Genomic DNA, 14948 nt, shown 5'->3' on the forward strand with positions numbered 1-14948 from the left:
CTAGTCGCCGGTGACGCCGTCGGTGAGCTCCCGGACGATGTCCAGGTGGCCCGCGTGACGGGCGTACTCCTGCAGGACGTGGAACAGGATCCAGCCCAGGGTCGGCCGCGCGGTGCCGTCGTCCGGGAAGCGCCCGCCGGCCGCGGCGACGGTGGACAGCGGCGTACCCGACACGACGGCTCGGGTGTACTCGCCGCCCGCGTGCAGCGCGGCGAGCAGGTCGGCGGCTGTCTCCTCCGGGCCGACGTACCAGCGGTCCGCCGGGCCGCGGTCGCCCCAGGGCGCCGATACCTGCTCGGCCCGGAAGGCCCAGCGCAGCCAGCGCTGCTCCATGTGCACGAGGTGCTTCAGCAACTCGAGCAGGGTCCACCCGGAAGGGAGCCGGCTGACACGCAGCTCCGCGTCGGACAGGCCCTCGGTCTTGGCGCTGACCACGGACCGGTAGTAGTCGAGATAGTCCAGCAGCAGCTCGCTGGGATCGGAGAGTTGCTGGTCCGGCTCGGGCAAGGAGGTAGTCATGGGCCTGAGTCTGCCACCACGCGGGCCGGCACCCGACGAAGCCCGCTGCCCGCTGCCCGCCGCGCTGGACGCGGGCATTGACCCTCGGCGGGCGTCTTGGTTCGATGACGTTCGTGCAGATCGTCGCCATGACCCAGGAATACGCGGCAGACATCGTCACCTGGCGGTACGCCGAGCCGTACGGACGCTACGACCTCGTTGCCGCCGATCCCGGGCTCTTCACCGACCCCGCCAACGGCTACGTCGCCCTCGTCGACGATGGGGTGCTCATCGGATACCGCTCCTTCGGCGTGGAAGGACGGGTACCCGGCGGCTCCTACGACGACTCCGCACTGGACACGGGCGGCGGTCTGCGGCCCGCGCTGACGGGGCTGGGGCGCGGCCTTGGCCGACAGGCGATCGCCACCGGCCTGGCCTACGGATACGAACGCTTCCGTCCTGCGGCCTTCCGGGTGACCGTGGCCGGCTTCAACACGCGGGCCCGCAAGGTCGTGGAATCGCTCGGGTTCGTCCACGTTGCCACGTTCCACGCCACCACTGACGGCACCAGCTTCGACATCCTCACCTGCCGGCAGTTCCTGGACCGACGGTAGTGCCAGCGCCCGTGATTCGTCATCAGGAAGCGCGTGTGCACCCGGCGTGATGGCCGTCGGTCCCTCGCCAAGGCGCTTCCAGAATCCGCCCGGCCAGCGAGCCGTTCCCGGTAGGTGATTGTGGCGCTGGGCGCTCGAACCACCCCCGTCAGACCCCGTACTCGTACCCGATGGTCAGCCGGGTCGGCAGGCACCACTCCGAGTACTGGATCACACCGTCCCCATCGCCCCACCGCGTGGCGCCGGCCAGGATCGGCGCACCGATGGCGAGCCCGAGGGCCGACGCCTCACGCGCGTCGGCCGCCCGGCCGTGCATGTCGTCGCGGGCGGTGGTGATGTGGCGGTCGGTGGCTTCCAGCACCCGGGCGGTGAGGCCGTCGTTCTTGCCGGGCGCCGTGCTGAGCAGGTCGGGCACCAGCACCGCGAACGGCGCCGGGAACCAGTCCACGGCGAACAGCGTCCGCACGCTGCTGCGACCCGCGACGTACTCCCGCCGGACCATCTGGTCGCCGTGGTCGAGGTCGAACAGGTCGGCCACGTAGACCGGCGGGAGCACGAGTTGAGCCGCCGTCACGATGCTGGTCGCGCCCTCCATGAACGTCCGCATGGTGTTGCGCACCGACGCGAGCCGATCGGCGGGGCTCGCGGTCGCCGGCGTCTCGTCCGCCACGAACGTGCCGCGCGGGCTGGTGCGGATCAGCTCCTCCACCTGGAGCTGCGAGAGCGCCTTGCGGACCGTCTCGACCGCGACGCCCCACTTGGTGGCGAGTTCCTTGTTGGTGGGCAGCTTCGCGCCTGCGGGGAGGTCGCCGGTGAGGATCAGGCGCCGGTAGTGGTCGGTGATTCGGGTGAACGTCTTCTCAGCAGGCATGTGGGCAACTCCGCAGGTGGCACCGTGTGCTGTCGGGACGGAGCGTACTGGTTGACCGGAATCGGTAGCGAGGAAGTCCAGGCTACCGCTCACTGACGGATCGTCATATCGGTGAGGTCGTCCTGGCTCCGGATGATCACCTCGTCGGTCCTTCAGCCCACCCGGGCCGCCCCCGCGAGCAGTTCCTCGACCAGGTGGGCCAGCAGCGCCGCGCGCTGCGGCAGGGCGGCGATCGAGACGTACTCGCCTTCCGCGTGCGCCCCGTCGCCGACCGCGCCCAGGCCGTCGAGGGTGGGGCAGCCGACCGCGGCGGTGAAGTTGCCGTCGGAGGCGCCGCCGACGGTGATGCTCTGCAGCCGGCCCAGGCCGAGCGACTCCGCCTGGGCGCGGGCCCGCTCGAACAGCGCGGTGCTCGACTCGACTGTCAGCGGCGGGCGGTGGGGGCCGCCGGTGACGGTCAGCGAGGTGCCGGGGACGACGGTGGTCAGGGCCTTCAGGGCGGCGTCGATGCGGTCGGCCTCGGCGTGGCTGCTGACCCGGACGTCCAACTCGGCGTAGGCGTGGGCCGGGACGGTGTTGTTGGCCGTGCCCGCCGCGCTCAGGGTCGGGGTGATGGTGGAGCCGAGGTCGGGCCGGGCCAGGGCGTCGACGGCCAGCAGCAGGTGGGCCAGGGCGGTCAGGGCGTTGGCTCCCTTCTCGGGTTCCAGGCCGGCGTGTGCGGCGCGGCCGGTGACCTCGAGGCGGTACATGCCGGTGCCCTTGCGTCCGGTCTTCAGCGCGCCGTGGCCGGAGGCTTCGAGGATCAGGGCGGCACTGGCCCGGCGGGCGGTCTCCTCGATCAGGTGCCGGCTGGTCTGCGAGCCGATCTCCTCGTCACAGGTCAGCAGGATCTCGACGCCGGACCGGTCCGCCAGCACCGAGACGGCGTGGAAGAGCTGCACGATGCCGGCCTTCATGTCGAAGCAGCCGGGTCCGGTGGCGGTACCGGCGGCCTCGTCCACGGCGAACGGCCAGCGCTCCAGCGTGCCCAGCGGCCAGACCGTGTCGAAGTGCCCGATCAGGGCGACGGTGGCGCCACCCGGGCGAGCGGGCCACCGCCAGCGCAGGTGGGTGCGACCGCCGGACTCGACGAACTCGGCCGGCTCCCCCAGGAGCTCCTTGCCGAGCTGGGAGACGACCTGCGCCCCGTCGGCACAGGCGGCCAGGTCCTCCGAGGGGGTCTCGGCGCGGACCAGCGTGCCCAGGTGCTCCACCATGCGGTCGGTGCGGCGGCGCAACTCGGCCGACCGGTCGTCCTTCTTGATCATCTCCACGCCACCATCATCGCCCATCATCGCCCGTCGGCTCCGTGCGCGGCGACTCCGGAGTGGATCGAGCGGAAGGCGACCAGCGCCGCCGCGGCCAGCAGGACGGCCGCCGTCCCCGCCGCCACCCGCAGGCCGGTGGCCATGCCGAAGCCCACGGGTGAGATCAGCAGGCCGAAGACGGTGACGCCCAGGACGCCGCCGGCCTGACGGCAGGAGCTCAGCAACCCCGAGACCACTCCGGCCCGTTCGGCGGGGACCGATTCGAGCAGGGCCGTCATCATCGGCGGCGAGGCCACGCCACCGCCGATGCCGATCGGCACCATCGCGAGCAGCAGCAGCCAGGTGGGCCCGTGCGCGCCGACCAGCAGGAGGGACAGGAAGCCGGCGGCCTCCAGGAGTTGGGCGCCCGCCATCGGATAGCGGGGGCCGATCAGCCGGGTGAGTCGGCCGGACAGGATGTTCGCGGCCAGCACGAAGACGGTCAGCGGCAGGAAGGCGAGGCCGGTACTGGCCGGCGACCAGCCGCGCTCCTCCTGGAAGATCAGCGAGAAGACGAACATGATGCCGTAGTAGGCGAAGTTGATCGCGAAACCGGTCAGCAGGCAGGAGGCGAAGACCGGCGACCTGACCTCGCGCAGGTTCACCATGGGGGCCAGGTCCCTTGACCGGCCCCGCGACAGGCCACGCGACAGGCCACGCGACTCGACCCGCAGGAAGCAGAGCGCGGCGGCGATCGAGACGAGCAGCGGGAGGAGCACCGCCGGTGAGTGCAGGCCCTTCGGCTCGATCTCGATCACGGCGAAGGTGAACCCGGTGAGCGCGACGATCGCGGCGAGCTGGCCGGGCAGGTCGATCGAGGAGCGTTGCGGCACCGACCGGGTGGCGCGGGCGACGCCCAGCATGGCCAGCAGGCCGAACGGGACGTTGACGAAGAAGATCGCCCGCCAGCCGAGCCCGGCGGTCAGGAAGCCACCGGCCACCGGACCGGCGGCGACGGCCGCCCCGCCGCCCGCCGCCCAGACGGCGATCGCCCTGGCCCGGGCCCCGGGGTCCGCCAGCGACTGGCGCAGCAGCGCCAGCGAGGCGGGCAGCACCGCGGCGGCGGCCGCGCCCTGCAGCACCCGGGCGACCACCAGGACGCCGGTGTCGGGCGCGAGTCCGCAGGCCGCCGAGGCGATCGAGAAGGCCAGCAGCCCGTAGCCGAACAGCCGGCTGGCGCCGATCCGGTCGGAGACCGCGCCGGCCGAGAGCAGCAGCCCGGCGAAGGCGAGCGTGTAGCCGGCCACCACCCACTGCAGACCGGACAGGCCCGTGTGCAGGCGCCGACCGATGTCCGGCAGCGCCACGTTCACGATGGTGGCGTCCAGGTTGATCAGGAAGAAGCCGAGACAGCAGGCCAGCACCACCAGGCCGGCCCGGGCCGGAGCGGCCGGCGCGGCGGGTGCCACCAGATCGGCGGGGCTGCCGTCCTGTTGACCGAGCGAGCTGGCGGTCATGCCTGGTTCGACCTTTCCTCGTGCTGCGCGCTGTCCTGCGTCGGATCCGGCGCGGCCACCGCCTCGATGTCCACCCGGTTGTCCTGGTACACGGCGCCCTGGCCCAGGTCGGCGTCGCGTTCGGCGACCGTGGCGTTGACGCCCGCCCCGCCGCTCAGCTTCGACCAGTACCCCTTGGTGGTCGCGGCCACGCCCGGCCGCACCGCCTCGCTGATCCGCAGCACGGCGGCGAACGAGCCCCGGTCGTTGAAGACCCGCACCCGCGTCCCGTCGGCCAGGCCGCGGCGGGCGGCGTCCTCGGGGTGCACGGCCACGCTCGGCGGTCCGGCGCGCTTGGCCAGGCCGGGGCGGTTGGCGAAGATCGTGTTCATGAAGTAGTGGGACGCGGCCGAGACCAGGACCAGCGGGAACCGTCGGGCCAGCGCCGGATCGGCCACCTCCCGCGCGGGCGTGTAGCCGGCCACCCGCTCCAGGCCCAGCGCCTTCGCGCCCTCGGAGACGAACTCCAGCCGGCCGGACGGGGTCGGGAAGCCGTCGCGGAACAGCACCTGGTCGGTGGGGTAGTTGAGCCGCGCCCAGCCCTCGGCGCGCAGCCGTTCGACGGTGATGCCCGCCAGCGACGGGTGCCCGCAGTCGAGGAGTTGGCGGGCCAGCTCCTCGTCCGAGTCGAACAGGCTCGGCTCGGTCAGCCCCAGCCGCCGGGCCAGCCGGCGGAAGATCTCGGTGGCCGGCAGGCACTCCCCGGGCGGTGCCACGGCCGGTTCGTTCCAGCCGAGGTAGAGGTGGCCGTAGCCGGTGTGCAGGTCCAGGTGCTCGGTCTGCATGGTGGTGGGCAGCACCAGGTCCGCGTAGTCGACGGTGTCGGTCGGAAACTGGTCGATGACCACGGTGAACAGGTCCTCGCGGGCCAGCCCGCGCAGCACGCCGGGCTGGTTCGGGGCGCTGGCCGCCGGGTTCGCCCCGTAGACGAAGAGGCATTTGACGGGCGGGTCGGCGAGGTCCCGCAGGCCCTCGGCGAGCCGGGTCATGGTCAGGGTGCGGACCGGCGCCCGGCGCAGGTCGTCGCGGCGCAGCGCGGCCACGTCGCCGCCGAAGGAGCCGCCGGTCGAGTAGGACAGGCCGCCGCCCAGGTGCTGCCAGTCCCCGGTCACCCCGGGCAGGCAGGCGAGCAGGCGCAGCGCGGCGCCGCCGCCCGCGTGCCGCTGCATGCCCATGCCCGCGCGGATCGCGGTCGGCCGGGTCCGGGCGAGCCGCTCGCCGAGTTCGCGGATCTGCCGCTCCGGCACCCCGGTGACGGCGGCCGCCCGGGCCGGCGGGAACTCCAGGACGCGTTCGCGGAACTCCGGCCAGCCGAGCGTGTGTTCGGCGAGGTAGTCGCGGTCCTCCAGCCCGAGGTCCAGGACCACGTGCAGCAGGCCGAGCACCAGCGCACCGTCGGTGCCCGGCAGCGGGGCGACGTGTTCGTCGGACTGCTTGCCGGTGCGGCTCAGCACCGGGTCGATCGCCACGACGTGGGCGCCGTTCTGCTGCGCCTCCTTGATGAAGCGCCACAGGTGGTGCCCGGTGGTGAGGGTGTTCACGCCCCAGAGCAGGATCAGCCTGGCGTGCGCCAGTGACTCCGGGTCGATTCCCTGCTTGGTCCCGGTGGCGAGCTTGACGCCTTCGGTGCCGGCCACCGAGCAGATGGTCATCCGGTGTTCGGAGGCGCCGAGCACGTTCCACAGGCGCTGGCCGGCCGGGCCGCGCATGCCCTGCAGGTGGCCGAGGCTGCCGGTGCCCCAGTAAGGCCAGATCGCCTCCCCGCCCCAGGTGCCGCGGATGGTGTCCAGCTGCTCGGCCAGTTCGTCCAACGCCTGGTCCCAGCTGACGCGTTCGAAGCGGCCGGCGCCCTTGGGTCCGACCCGGCGCAGCGGATGGCGCAGCCGGTCCGGGGCGGCGGTGTGCTCCAGGTACTGGTTCACCTTGACGCAGAGCGTGCCGCGGGTGAAAGGGTGGTCCCGGCGGCCGTCGAGTCGCACGGCGGTGCCGTCCTGGACGCCCACCGTCCAGCTGCAGCCGTCCGGGCAGTCCAGCGGGCAGGCGCCGGGCCGCTGGATCAGCGGCAGCTCCCGGCCACTGGGTCGGTCAGCGGTCACTGCGGGCTTCCTCGTTCCGTAGCCGGTCTCGTACCTCAGCCAACTCATCCGCCAGTGCGATGAGTTGTCCGGGTTCGGCGGTCGGGGGGAGCTTCAGGTGGGGTGCGCTCGCGGCCAGCACCCGGTCGGCGAACTCGGCGTTCCCGTGGCGGTCGACGGCCACGCCGTCCGCGCGTCCCCAGCGGGACTGCAGGTCGACGGCCTCGGCCTCGGTGATCCCGGGCGGCAGGTCCAGCGTGATCCGCCCCTCGGCCAGCCGCACGGGGTAGCCGCCGGGCAGGCCGAGCGGCCCGGGTACGTGCGCGCGGACCGCCCGTTCGCGCAGCAGGTCGCGCACCAGCAGCGCGGCGGTGTGCCCGGTCAGCTCGTGCAGCAGCCGCCGGTCGCAGGCCCGCATGGGTGCCAACCTGCGCCCGACGTCGGTGAGTTCGACGTCGCCGTGCCAGACCCGCGCCTCGTCGCGCGGGTCCGCGGGCGCGGCCAGGTGGTGGTGGTGCCCGAGCACCCGCAACCGCTGCCCGGGGTCGTCGGCGGCGCCGGCACCGAGGCCACCGCCGGGGTCGGCCAACGAGGCGGCCACGGTGGCGATGTTGCCGACCCCGCAGTGGATCGGGCCGCCGAGCGCCGCCAGCACCGGGTTGACGGCATCGGGCAGCGCCGCGTTCAGGAACAGCGTGCCGGGCCCGCCCGACCGGGCGACGGCCTCGCAGAGCCGCGCCGCGAAACTCGCGTGGAACGGCAGGGCCAGCGCGATGCCGGCCGCCCGGATCAGGTCGGTCCAGCCGGAGGGACGCGCCACGACCTCCGAAGGGGAGTGCGTGGAGGCGCAGTTGAGCACCACATCGGCGCCGACCGCGCCGACCAGCGCGGCCACCGAGTCCCCGGGCCGCTCGGCGTCCAGCCGGTGCGGGGTGAACCGCACCGGCGAGCCGAGCAGGGCGGCCCGGCAGGTCGCCACGTGGGCCATGGTGGACAGCCGGCCCGCGGAGCGGGCGATCAGGTGCACGGCGGTGGGCCCGGGATCGGTGTCGGCGAGCGCGTACACCACGCTCCGCGCCAGGGCACCGCTGCCGACCACCACCACCGTGCGCACCGGGCCGGTCGGCGCGACGTTCACCGGCCGGCTTCCACCGCGCGCCGCACCGCCCGGGTGAAGTCCTCGACGCCCTGGACCTGGACGCTGTGCGCGGGGCCGAGCTCGGTGTAGTCCTCGTCGCTGTAGCTGCCGGAGGCGTGGATCAGCACGTCGCGGTCGCCGATCAGCCCCCGGTCGATCCCGTTGAGCACTCCGGTCACCGCCATCACCAGACTCCACTCGCGCAGCCTGCGCGGGTCGGCGGGCAGGTGCACGCCGCCGGAGACCGCGATCAGGTCGCGGACCTCGTTGTAGCGCTGGAGGCACTCGTAGAGCGAGACGACGATCCCGGCGCCGCCGTTCTGCCGGATGACGGCGTTGATCCGCGGCGAGGTGACCGGCGTCCTGGAGTAGAAGGTCGCGTCCAGGTGCTCGGCCGGGTCGAAGGTGACCGAGGGGAAGTGCGGGTCCTGGTCCTGGACGTAGAGCCCGTCCGAGGCGCGCCGCCGGTAGGCCGGCACCAGGTCCGGGTCGAAGGAGTCGTGGTAGAGGCTGAGCACCATGTCCGGCGTGCCCAGGTGCTGGACCAGCATCAGCTGGAGGGCCGGCAGGTCGATGCCGAGCTTGGCGAGCTCGTCGTGGCCGAACTGCAGCCCGAGCAGGCCCAGGGCGCTCGACACCGAGTGCGCGTGGATCCGGCCGCGCCCGCTGTCGGGCATCAGGTCGTGCTCGGCCAGCGCCCGGACCATGTCCGCGACCATGTAGTTGCGCAGTTCGAGGGTGTGCCACAGGCGCACCCCGTAGCGCTGCTGGAACTCCTCGCTGTGCTGGGACATGAACTCGGCGATCATCAGCTTGACGTGCACCGGGACCTCGCACGGCAGCACCGCCATGGGGTTGAGCTCCCGCAGTCGCGGATCGTCGCTGAGCGCGGACGACCAGAGCTTGTGCCGCGAGGCCTCGGGGACCGCCGTGACGATCTGCAGCTCGGTGTCACGCACCAGGCCCACCGTCACCGCCCGTTCGACGGCGCTGCGCAGCGCCGTCGAACGGGCGGTGACGGTGGGCCTGGTGCGTGACGAGGGTGTGATGATGACGACCCGCTCGCCGGTGGTCCTGATGTGGTGCACCGCCCGCGCGACGTTGATCATCGAGCCGAAGGTCTTGGTGGTCCGCGTCCCGGGGTTGCCCATCAGGTTCAGCAGCCGCAGCGAGCAGTCGCCGTAGTCGCCCAGGTCGGCGACGCCGATCCCGGAGGGCTGGAGGAACTTCTCCATCGTGGCGTCGAGCACGGGCAGGTCGAAGTCCGGCAGGAACTGGTCCGAGGGGACGAAGTCGGCGGACCGCTGGTACCCGTTCATGGCGCCCTTGAGGACGTCGTAGTAGTGCGCCAGGGCGTTGTCGATGTGGTTCACGCGAGCCTCGCTGGTCTCGGGGTCCGGCCTTGGGATGTCTGCGGAGGTTCCCGGTGCGCCTCGGGCCCGGGGGCGGGCCTGCCGTCGAACGCGGCCCAGACGCCGTCCACCCAGCCGACGATCTCGCGCATCACGGCGTCGTTGTGCTGCGGACGCAGCGCCGAGAACTGGTAGGTGCTGCGGGCGGCGGCGGGCGGGCCGAACACGGTCAGCGCCTCGACCGGCCGGCCGTCCTGGCCGATCGGCCGGTAGTGCCGGTCGAGGTCCAGGAAGCCGGGCACGAAGTCCGGTTGGCCCGGGGTGGTGTTGCGCCAGAGCCGGATCAGCCCGCGGTCGACCAGGTTGCGGTAGAGCGGGCGGATGTCGCGGGCCGCGTCGAAGGGGTGCACCCGGCCGTCGAGCAGCACGTCCAGCGGCACCCGCAGCGAGGTGTCCCGGCCGTGCAGGACGAACCGCCCGTGCTCCTCGTCCAGCAGGACGGTGGCCCGCGGCCCGGCCGAGATGTCCAGCACGCCGTGTTCGACGAGCGCCCGGATCTTCGCCATCACCACCGGCGCGGCGCCGCCGGAGAGCTTGTTCTGGCAGCGGCGGTGCTCGTCCAGGAACCGGCGGTGCGAATCGGCGCTCAGCCCGCCGCCGTCCACCGCGTGGCTGACCACGAAGCGCAGGTCGCGCCAGACGCAGTCGACGGCGGCCTTGTACGGGTTGTCCAGGCTGCCGTGGTTCGCCCAGAGCAGATCGCGGTCCAGGAAGTCCAGGTAGGCCGCCTTGAACTCCTGTGCACTGGCGCCGGGCGGGGTCCGCACGGGGTGCAGCAGTTCCTGCCAGTCGAAGCGGTTGAGCGCCGGATCGGTCTCCAGCCGCCACCGGGAGGTCTGCGGCAGCACGACGGGCTCACGGCGGTGGCAGTCGAGCGCCACCGTGCCGGCCAGCTCCGGTCCGAAGACCACGGTCAGCCAGCGGGCCAGCGAACCGGTGGCGTCCCAGCCGGGCAGCGCGTGGGCGGCCGCGGCGAGCGAGCACCGGCCGGCCAGTACCTCGCGCAGCGCGTCACCGATCCGGTCGGCCATCCGGTCGACGTCCGGCAGCAGCCGCTCGACCGTCCCGGGCTCGATCGGTCCCGCCAGGAAGCGCTCGTAGGCGTCCCGCACCGCCGCCTCGATCAGGTCGCCGGCCGTCGGCCCGAAGAGCGTGCGGTAGTGCACGTACGCCATCTCCAGGACGATCAGCGGCAGCACGTGCGCCTCGAAGTCCAGCCGGGGCCGCTCGCCCTCCCCCGTCGCCAGGCCGACGGAGGCCCGCAGGCGGTCGATCGCCTCCAGGGTCAGGAACCGTCCCTGGTGCGGTCGGTCCTTGCGGCTCAGCGGCCGGGTGTACGGGAAGACCCCGCTCGGGCTGAACGCGTACACCGTGGCCGGCTCGGCACCGCAGGCCTGGTAGCTCAACCGGTCGCCGTCGGGCTGGAAGTGCCCGCCGCGCCCCTCGGTCAGGTAGAGGATCTGGTCGATCGCGGTCAGCCCGAGTCCCGCGCAGCCGACCGTGCCGCCGGGGGCCAGCGCCTGCGGCGACAGGCGCTGCTGCAGCGGATAGGCGCTCGGCAGGTAGCCGGCGCCGGTGCGCCGGGCGAAGTCCTGGTAGGCCTCGGGGCCGGGGTCGCCCGCGCAGTCGTTGCTGGAGTGCCCGGTGATCAGCAGTACCCGGTCGGCCGTGCAGTGCACGCCCGAGGTGGAGACCACCGCGAACCGGCCGTCCCCGGTGGGCGCCAGGTCGGTCACCTCCTCGGTGTGCAGCACGACGCCGACCCCGGGCACCCGACGCAGTTCCGCCAGGTAGCGGTCGAACATCTCCCGCAGTGCCAGGCCGTGTTGACGCCGGCGCGGTGAGTCGGCGGGCGCCAGGTCGAAGGCCGGGTCACCGGTCGCCTCGAACCGCCGGCGGCACCACTCGTGCAGGGTCGGCCGCTCCTTCGGCGCCCGGATCGGGTCCGCGCCCAGCACCGTCGGGTCGGCCGCGAAGGAGACCTGGGAGCCGGCCCGGTTGAGGTAACTGCTGTGCGGCTGCTCGGCGCTGTGCACCTGCCCGGCGCCGAACTCGCCGGCCAGCTCGTACACGTGGACGACCAGCCGGCGGCCGTTCAGCCGGTCGATGGTCGCGGCGAGCCGCTCCAGCGCGTAGGTCGAGCGCGGGCCACCACCCACCACCGCGAGCCGGAAGGCCTCGGACCGACCCCGGGCCCGTTCGTCCGTCATGCCCGCACCGCCCGGCCGAACCGGGCGGCCACCTGGGAGGGCGCCAGCGCCGGGCGGCCCAGCGCCGGGTCGGAGCCCGGCCGGATCCGCACCCGCAGGAAGTGCGGACCGGGCACCGCCTGGGACCGGCGCACCGCCTCGGCCAGCTCGTCGAGGTCCGCCACGTCCACCTGGCTGCGGTAGCCGCAGGCGGCGGCGATGGCGGCGAAGTCCACTCCGGCGGACTGGGTGGGCTGGCCGCCGGTCGACTCGTAGGACTCGTTGTCGAGCACCACGTGGGTGAACCCGCAGGCGGCGCTGCGGCCGATGGTCGCCATCGCCTCCATCCGCATCAGCACGGCGCCGTCACCGTCGATCACCGTGACGAAGCGCTCGGGCGCGTTCAGCGCCACACCGAGGCCGATGCTGGAGGCGCAGCCCATCGAGCCGACCACGTAGAGGTTGCCGCCCCGGTCCCAGTCCCGCTCCAGCTCGCGCGCGGTCTTGCCGGTGGTCGCGATCAGCAGCGTGTCCGGGTCCGAGGCCTCGACCACGGCGGCGATCGCCTCGCTGCGCAGCGCCAGTCCGGCGAACGCGCTCACCTCGTCGGAGGACGCCGCCGGGGCGGGGGTGTACGGCGCCATGCTCCCCTTCGGGACGATGAAGGCGAACGGCAGCCCGGTCTCGCGCATGTGCTCGGCCGCCCGCTCCAGCGCGGCGGGCAGCTCGGCCAGGTCCTGCGGGAAGAGCTCCGAGCGGACCTCCATCGAGGCCAGCAGGTCCGGGGTGATCCGGCCCATCAGGCGGTGCTGCGGCTCGTCCGGCTGTCCGGGCCGACCGCGCCAGGTGACCAGCATCAGCACCGGGGTGCGCAGCGTGTGGCAGAGCGAGGTGAGCGGGTTCACCGCGTTGCCGAGTCCGGAGTTCTGCAGGATCACCACCGGCTGCCGGCCGGCCAGCTTGGCCCCGGCGGCCAGCGCCACCGCCTCGCCCTCGTTGCCGGCCGCCTGGTACACCCCCGGGTGCCGTTCCTGGAGGACGCTGATCAGCGGCCCGAGGAACGAGCAGGGCACGCCGTAGAACGGGCCGAAGCCCGCTTCGAGCAGCGTCCGCGCGACGGCGGCGGCCTCCAGCGGCGTGGCGGTGGTGGCGGGCGCGGTGGCGGTGGCGGCGGGCGGCGGGGTCATCGCACGGCCCCTTCGACCTGGGCCGGGCCCGGCACGACCCCTTCGACCTGGGCCGGGCGCCGCACGAAGCGCTTCTCCGCCTCCAGGAACCGCCCCATGCCCTGCAGGTCGAAGACGGTGCTCAGCGGGGTGATCCGGTCCTCGATGCCGGTGGTGCGCCCCTCGCGCAGGATGGTGTCGAAGGCGGCGGAGACCGCCGTGATCGCCGCGCGCAGACCGTGGTTGGCGTAGATCACCAGCTTGGCGCCGGCCTCGGACAACTCGTCGGCGGTGACCGTGTGGTAGGTGGTCGGCACCACGGCCACCGGCTGCGGCATCCGCCACAGCTTGAGGAAGTCGAGGACCGGCTGCGGCGAGGAGCCCTTGGCGTGGATCAGCACCATGTCGGCGCCGGCCTCGGCGTAGGCCTCGCCCCGGGACATCGCCTCGTCCAGGTCCCAGCCGGCCACCAGGGCCTCCAGCCGCGCGATCACCACCAGGTCCGAGCCGGACTGCGCGCTCTTGGCCGCGGCGATCTTGCCGCAGAACTCCTCGGTGGGGACCAGTTCCTGACGTCCCGGGATGAAGCTGTTCACCTTCGGGAAGCACTTGTCCTCGATGCAGACCGCGGCGATGCCGGCGGCCTCGTAGCGGCGGACCATGTGCATCACGTTGTTCGCGTTGCCGTAGCCCGCGTCGCAGTCGGCGATCACCGGCACGCCGACGCCGGCGGCCATCGCCTGTGCCACCGAGAGCAGTTCGCTCATGGTGAGGATGTCGGCGTCCGGCAGCCCCTGGGAGGCGGAGATCTCCAGGCCGCTGGACCAGACCGCGTCGAACCCGGCGCGCTCGGCGAGCCGGGCCCCCAGCGGGTTGTGCGCGCCCGCGGCGCGTACCGGGCCGGGTCTGTCGAGCAGCTCGCGCAGCTTGGCGGCGGCGCTGGACCGCAGCACGGACTCACGCTGGACGGGGGTCGGCACGGGGAGTCGGTCAGCACTCAAGACGACCATTCCTTTCCAAGGCACACGGCGCGCACACGGCAGCCCGGATGACGAAGGTGCCAGAGTGGGGGGCGTCCTGACGGTCCATCAGGGAAATGGCCGATCGATCGTGCAGGACGCGGACTGGCTTTCGGATCCTCGCCGACCCCGTCTTCACGCGTCAACGACATCGTTGGACCCCGGCCACACTCGTGCAACTAGGACGTTCCCTGCCGCTCATCGGGCCGTCGCGGATCCGCCACGGACACCACAGGCCATCCACTTCACGGACAGCCAGAACACCCCCGGCCCGCAGCGGACTGCGGGCCGGGGGTGGCCGGGGTGGTGCGGGGGCGGCGGGCGCCGCCTTGGACTAACGGACCAGTTGGGCCATGGTCTGCGAGATCACCTCGATCACCCGGCCCGCGTGCTGCTCCAGGTAGAAGTGGCCACCGGTGAAGGTGTGCAGGTCGCTGGCCCCGGTGGTGTGGTCGGACCAGGCGCGGGCCTCCTCGACGGTGGTGCGCGGGTCGTCGTCGGCGGTCAGCACCACGATCGGGGCGCTGATCCTGGCCTCCGTGCCCCGGCTGTAGCGCTCCACGGCCCGGTAGTCGTTGCGGATCGCGGGCAGCACCATCTCCAGCAGCTCGGGGTCGCCGAGCACCCGGGAGTCGGTGCCGCCGAGGTTGCGCATCTCCCTGACGATGCCCGCGTCGTCGCGCAGGTGCACGTTCTCCTCGCGCAGCCGGCTGGGGGCGCGGCGGCCCGAGGCGAACAGGGCGACGGGGCTGACGCCGTCCCGCTCCTCGAAGCGGCGGGCCACCTCGAAGGAGAGCACCGAGCCCATGCTGTGACCGAAGAACGCGAACGGGGTGCCGTCGAGCACCGTCGGGGCGAGGGCGAGGTGGATCACGTCGGCCAGTTCCTCGATGGTGTCGATGAACGGGTCGGCGCGGCGGTCCTGTCGGCCCGGGTACTGGACGGCGAAGACGTCCAGCTCCGGCGAGAGGGCGGCGGAGACCGGGAAGTAGTAGCTGGCCGAACCGCCGGCGTGCGGGAAGCAGACCAGGCGGGCCCGGCTCTGCGGCGCCGGGTGGTAGTTGCGGAGCCAGAGGCTGCTGTCCACCACGGGAGTCGTCATCTTCGTTTCCTCTCTGAGGGGT

12 protein-coding genes are annotated in these 14948 nt (G+C 73.1%); 1 reads left to right on the top strand and 11 read right to left on the bottom strand.

What is annotated here, in order from left to right:
- Entirely contained in the window at window positions 1-519 is a 519-nt protein-coding gene (locus tag OG403_RS07395) for a DinB family protein (RefSeq protein ID WP_329562447.1), read from the bottom strand.
- A 104-nt stretch (window positions 520-623) separates the two neighbouring features.
- Between OG403_RS07395 and OG403_RS07400 the strand changes: the two genes are divergently transcribed.
- Complete coding sequence (locus OG403_RS07400) at window positions 624-1112, top strand: GNAT family N-acetyltransferase (RefSeq protein ID WP_329562448.1); 489 nt, start codon at window positions 624-626, stop codon at window positions 1110-1112.
- Between the two features lie 148 nt (window positions 1113-1260).
- Here OG403_RS07400 and OG403_RS07405 read toward each other — a convergent pair whose 3' ends face one another.
- From OG403_RS07405 to OG403_RS07450, 10 genes are all read right to left on the bottom strand, one after another.
- Complete coding sequence (locus OG403_RS07405; RefSeq protein ID WP_329562451.1) at window positions 1261-1983, bottom strand: GntR family transcriptional regulator; 723 nt, start codon at window positions 1981-1983, stop codon at window positions 1261-1263.
- A gap of 152 nt (window positions 1984-2135) precedes the next feature.
- A complete protein-coding gene (locus tag OG403_RS07410) occupies window positions 2136-3290 on the bottom strand; it encodes a M20/M25/M40 family metallo-hydrolase (protein ID WP_329572161.1) in 1155 nt (384 codons plus the stop codon).
- Window positions 3291-3313: 23 nt separating this feature from the next.
- On the bottom strand, window positions 3314-4786 hold the full coding sequence (locus OG403_RS07415) for an MFS transporter (RefSeq protein ID WP_329562452.1): 1473 nt from the start codon (window positions 4784-4786) through the stop codon (window positions 3314-3316).
- The gene (locus OG403_RS07420; protein ID WP_329562454.1) at window positions 4783-6921 is read right to left on the bottom strand and encodes a molybdopterin-containing oxidoreductase family protein; all 2139 of its coding nucleotides are present in this window, start codon (window positions 6919-6921) and stop codon (window positions 4783-4785) included. Before OG403_RS07420 ends, OG403_RS07415 begins: the two co-directional genes overlap by 4 nt.
- Window positions 6911-8038: a hypothetical protein gene (locus OG403_RS07425; RefSeq protein WP_329562456.1), complete on the bottom strand. Its 1128-nt coding sequence runs from the start codon at window positions 8036-8038 to the stop codon at window positions 6911-6913. The genes OG403_RS07420 and OG403_RS07425 overlap by 11 nt, the downstream gene beginning before the upstream one ends.
- Complete coding sequence (locus tag OG403_RS07430; RefSeq protein WP_329562457.1) at window positions 8035-9411, bottom strand: DUF6002 family protein; 1377 nt, start codon at window positions 9409-9411, stop codon at window positions 8035-8037. The genes OG403_RS07425 and OG403_RS07430 overlap by 4 nt, the downstream gene beginning before the upstream one ends.
- A complete protein-coding gene (locus OG403_RS07435) occupies window positions 9408-11660 on the bottom strand; it encodes an FAD/NAD(P)-binding protein (RefSeq protein ID WP_329562459.1) in 2253 nt (750 codons plus the stop codon). Before OG403_RS07435 ends, OG403_RS07430 begins: the two co-directional genes overlap by 4 nt.
- Complete coding sequence (aepY, locus tag OG403_RS07440) at window positions 11657-12826, bottom strand: phosphonopyruvate decarboxylase (RefSeq protein WP_329562461.1); 1170 nt, start codon at window positions 12824-12826, stop codon at window positions 11657-11659. Before aepY ends, OG403_RS07435 begins: the two co-directional genes overlap by 4 nt.
- Window positions 12823-13806, bottom strand: a complete 984-nt coding sequence (locus OG403_RS07445; protein WP_329562463.1) for an isocitrate lyase/phosphoenolpyruvate mutase family protein — start codon at window positions 13804-13806, stop codon at window positions 12823-12825. The genes aepY and OG403_RS07445 overlap by 4 nt, the downstream gene beginning before the upstream one ends.
- 352 nt (window positions 13807-14158) lie before the next feature.
- Window positions 14159-14926: a thioesterase II family protein gene (locus OG403_RS07450; protein WP_329562465.1), complete on the bottom strand. Its 768-nt coding sequence runs from the start codon at window positions 14924-14926 to the stop codon at window positions 14159-14161.
- Window positions 14927-14948: the final 22 nt, after the last annotated feature.

Source organism: Kitasatospora sp. NBC_01266 (assembly GCF_036242395.1).
In the GTDB taxonomy this organism is placed as follows: domain Bacteria; phylum Actinomycetota; class Actinomycetes; order Streptomycetales; family Streptomycetaceae; genus Kitasatospora.

Coding starts and splice junctions, on each gene's coding strand:
- OG403_RS07395 (WP_329562447.1), bottom strand. CDS start 519: ATGACTACCTCCTTGCCCGAGCCGGACCAGCAACTCTCCGATCCCAGC.
- OG403_RS07400 (WP_329562448.1), top strand. CDS start 624: ATGACGTTCGTGCAGATCGTCGCCATGACCCAGGAATACGCGGCAGAC.
- OG403_RS07405 (WP_329562451.1), bottom strand. CDS start 1,983: ATGCCTGCTGAGAAGACGTTCACCCGAATCACCGACCACTACCGGCGC.
- OG403_RS07410 (WP_329572161.1), bottom strand. CDS start 3,290: ATGATCAAGAAGGACGACCGGTCGGCCGAGTTGCGCCGCCGCACCGAC.
- OG403_RS07415 (WP_329562452.1), bottom strand. CDS start 4,786: ATGACCGCCAGCTCGCTCGGTCAACAGGACGGCAGCCCCGCCGATCTG.
- OG403_RS07435 (WP_329562459.1), bottom strand. CDS start 11,660: ATGACGGACGAACGGGCCCGGGGTCGGTCCGAGGCCTTCCGGCTCGCG.
- aepY (WP_329562461.1), bottom strand. CDS start 12,826: ATGACCCCGCCGCCCGCCGCCACCGCCACCGCGCCCGCCACCACCGCC.
- OG403_RS07450 (WP_329562465.1), bottom strand. CDS start 14,926: ATGACGACTCCCGTGGTGGACAGCAGCCTCTGGCTCCGCAACTACCAC.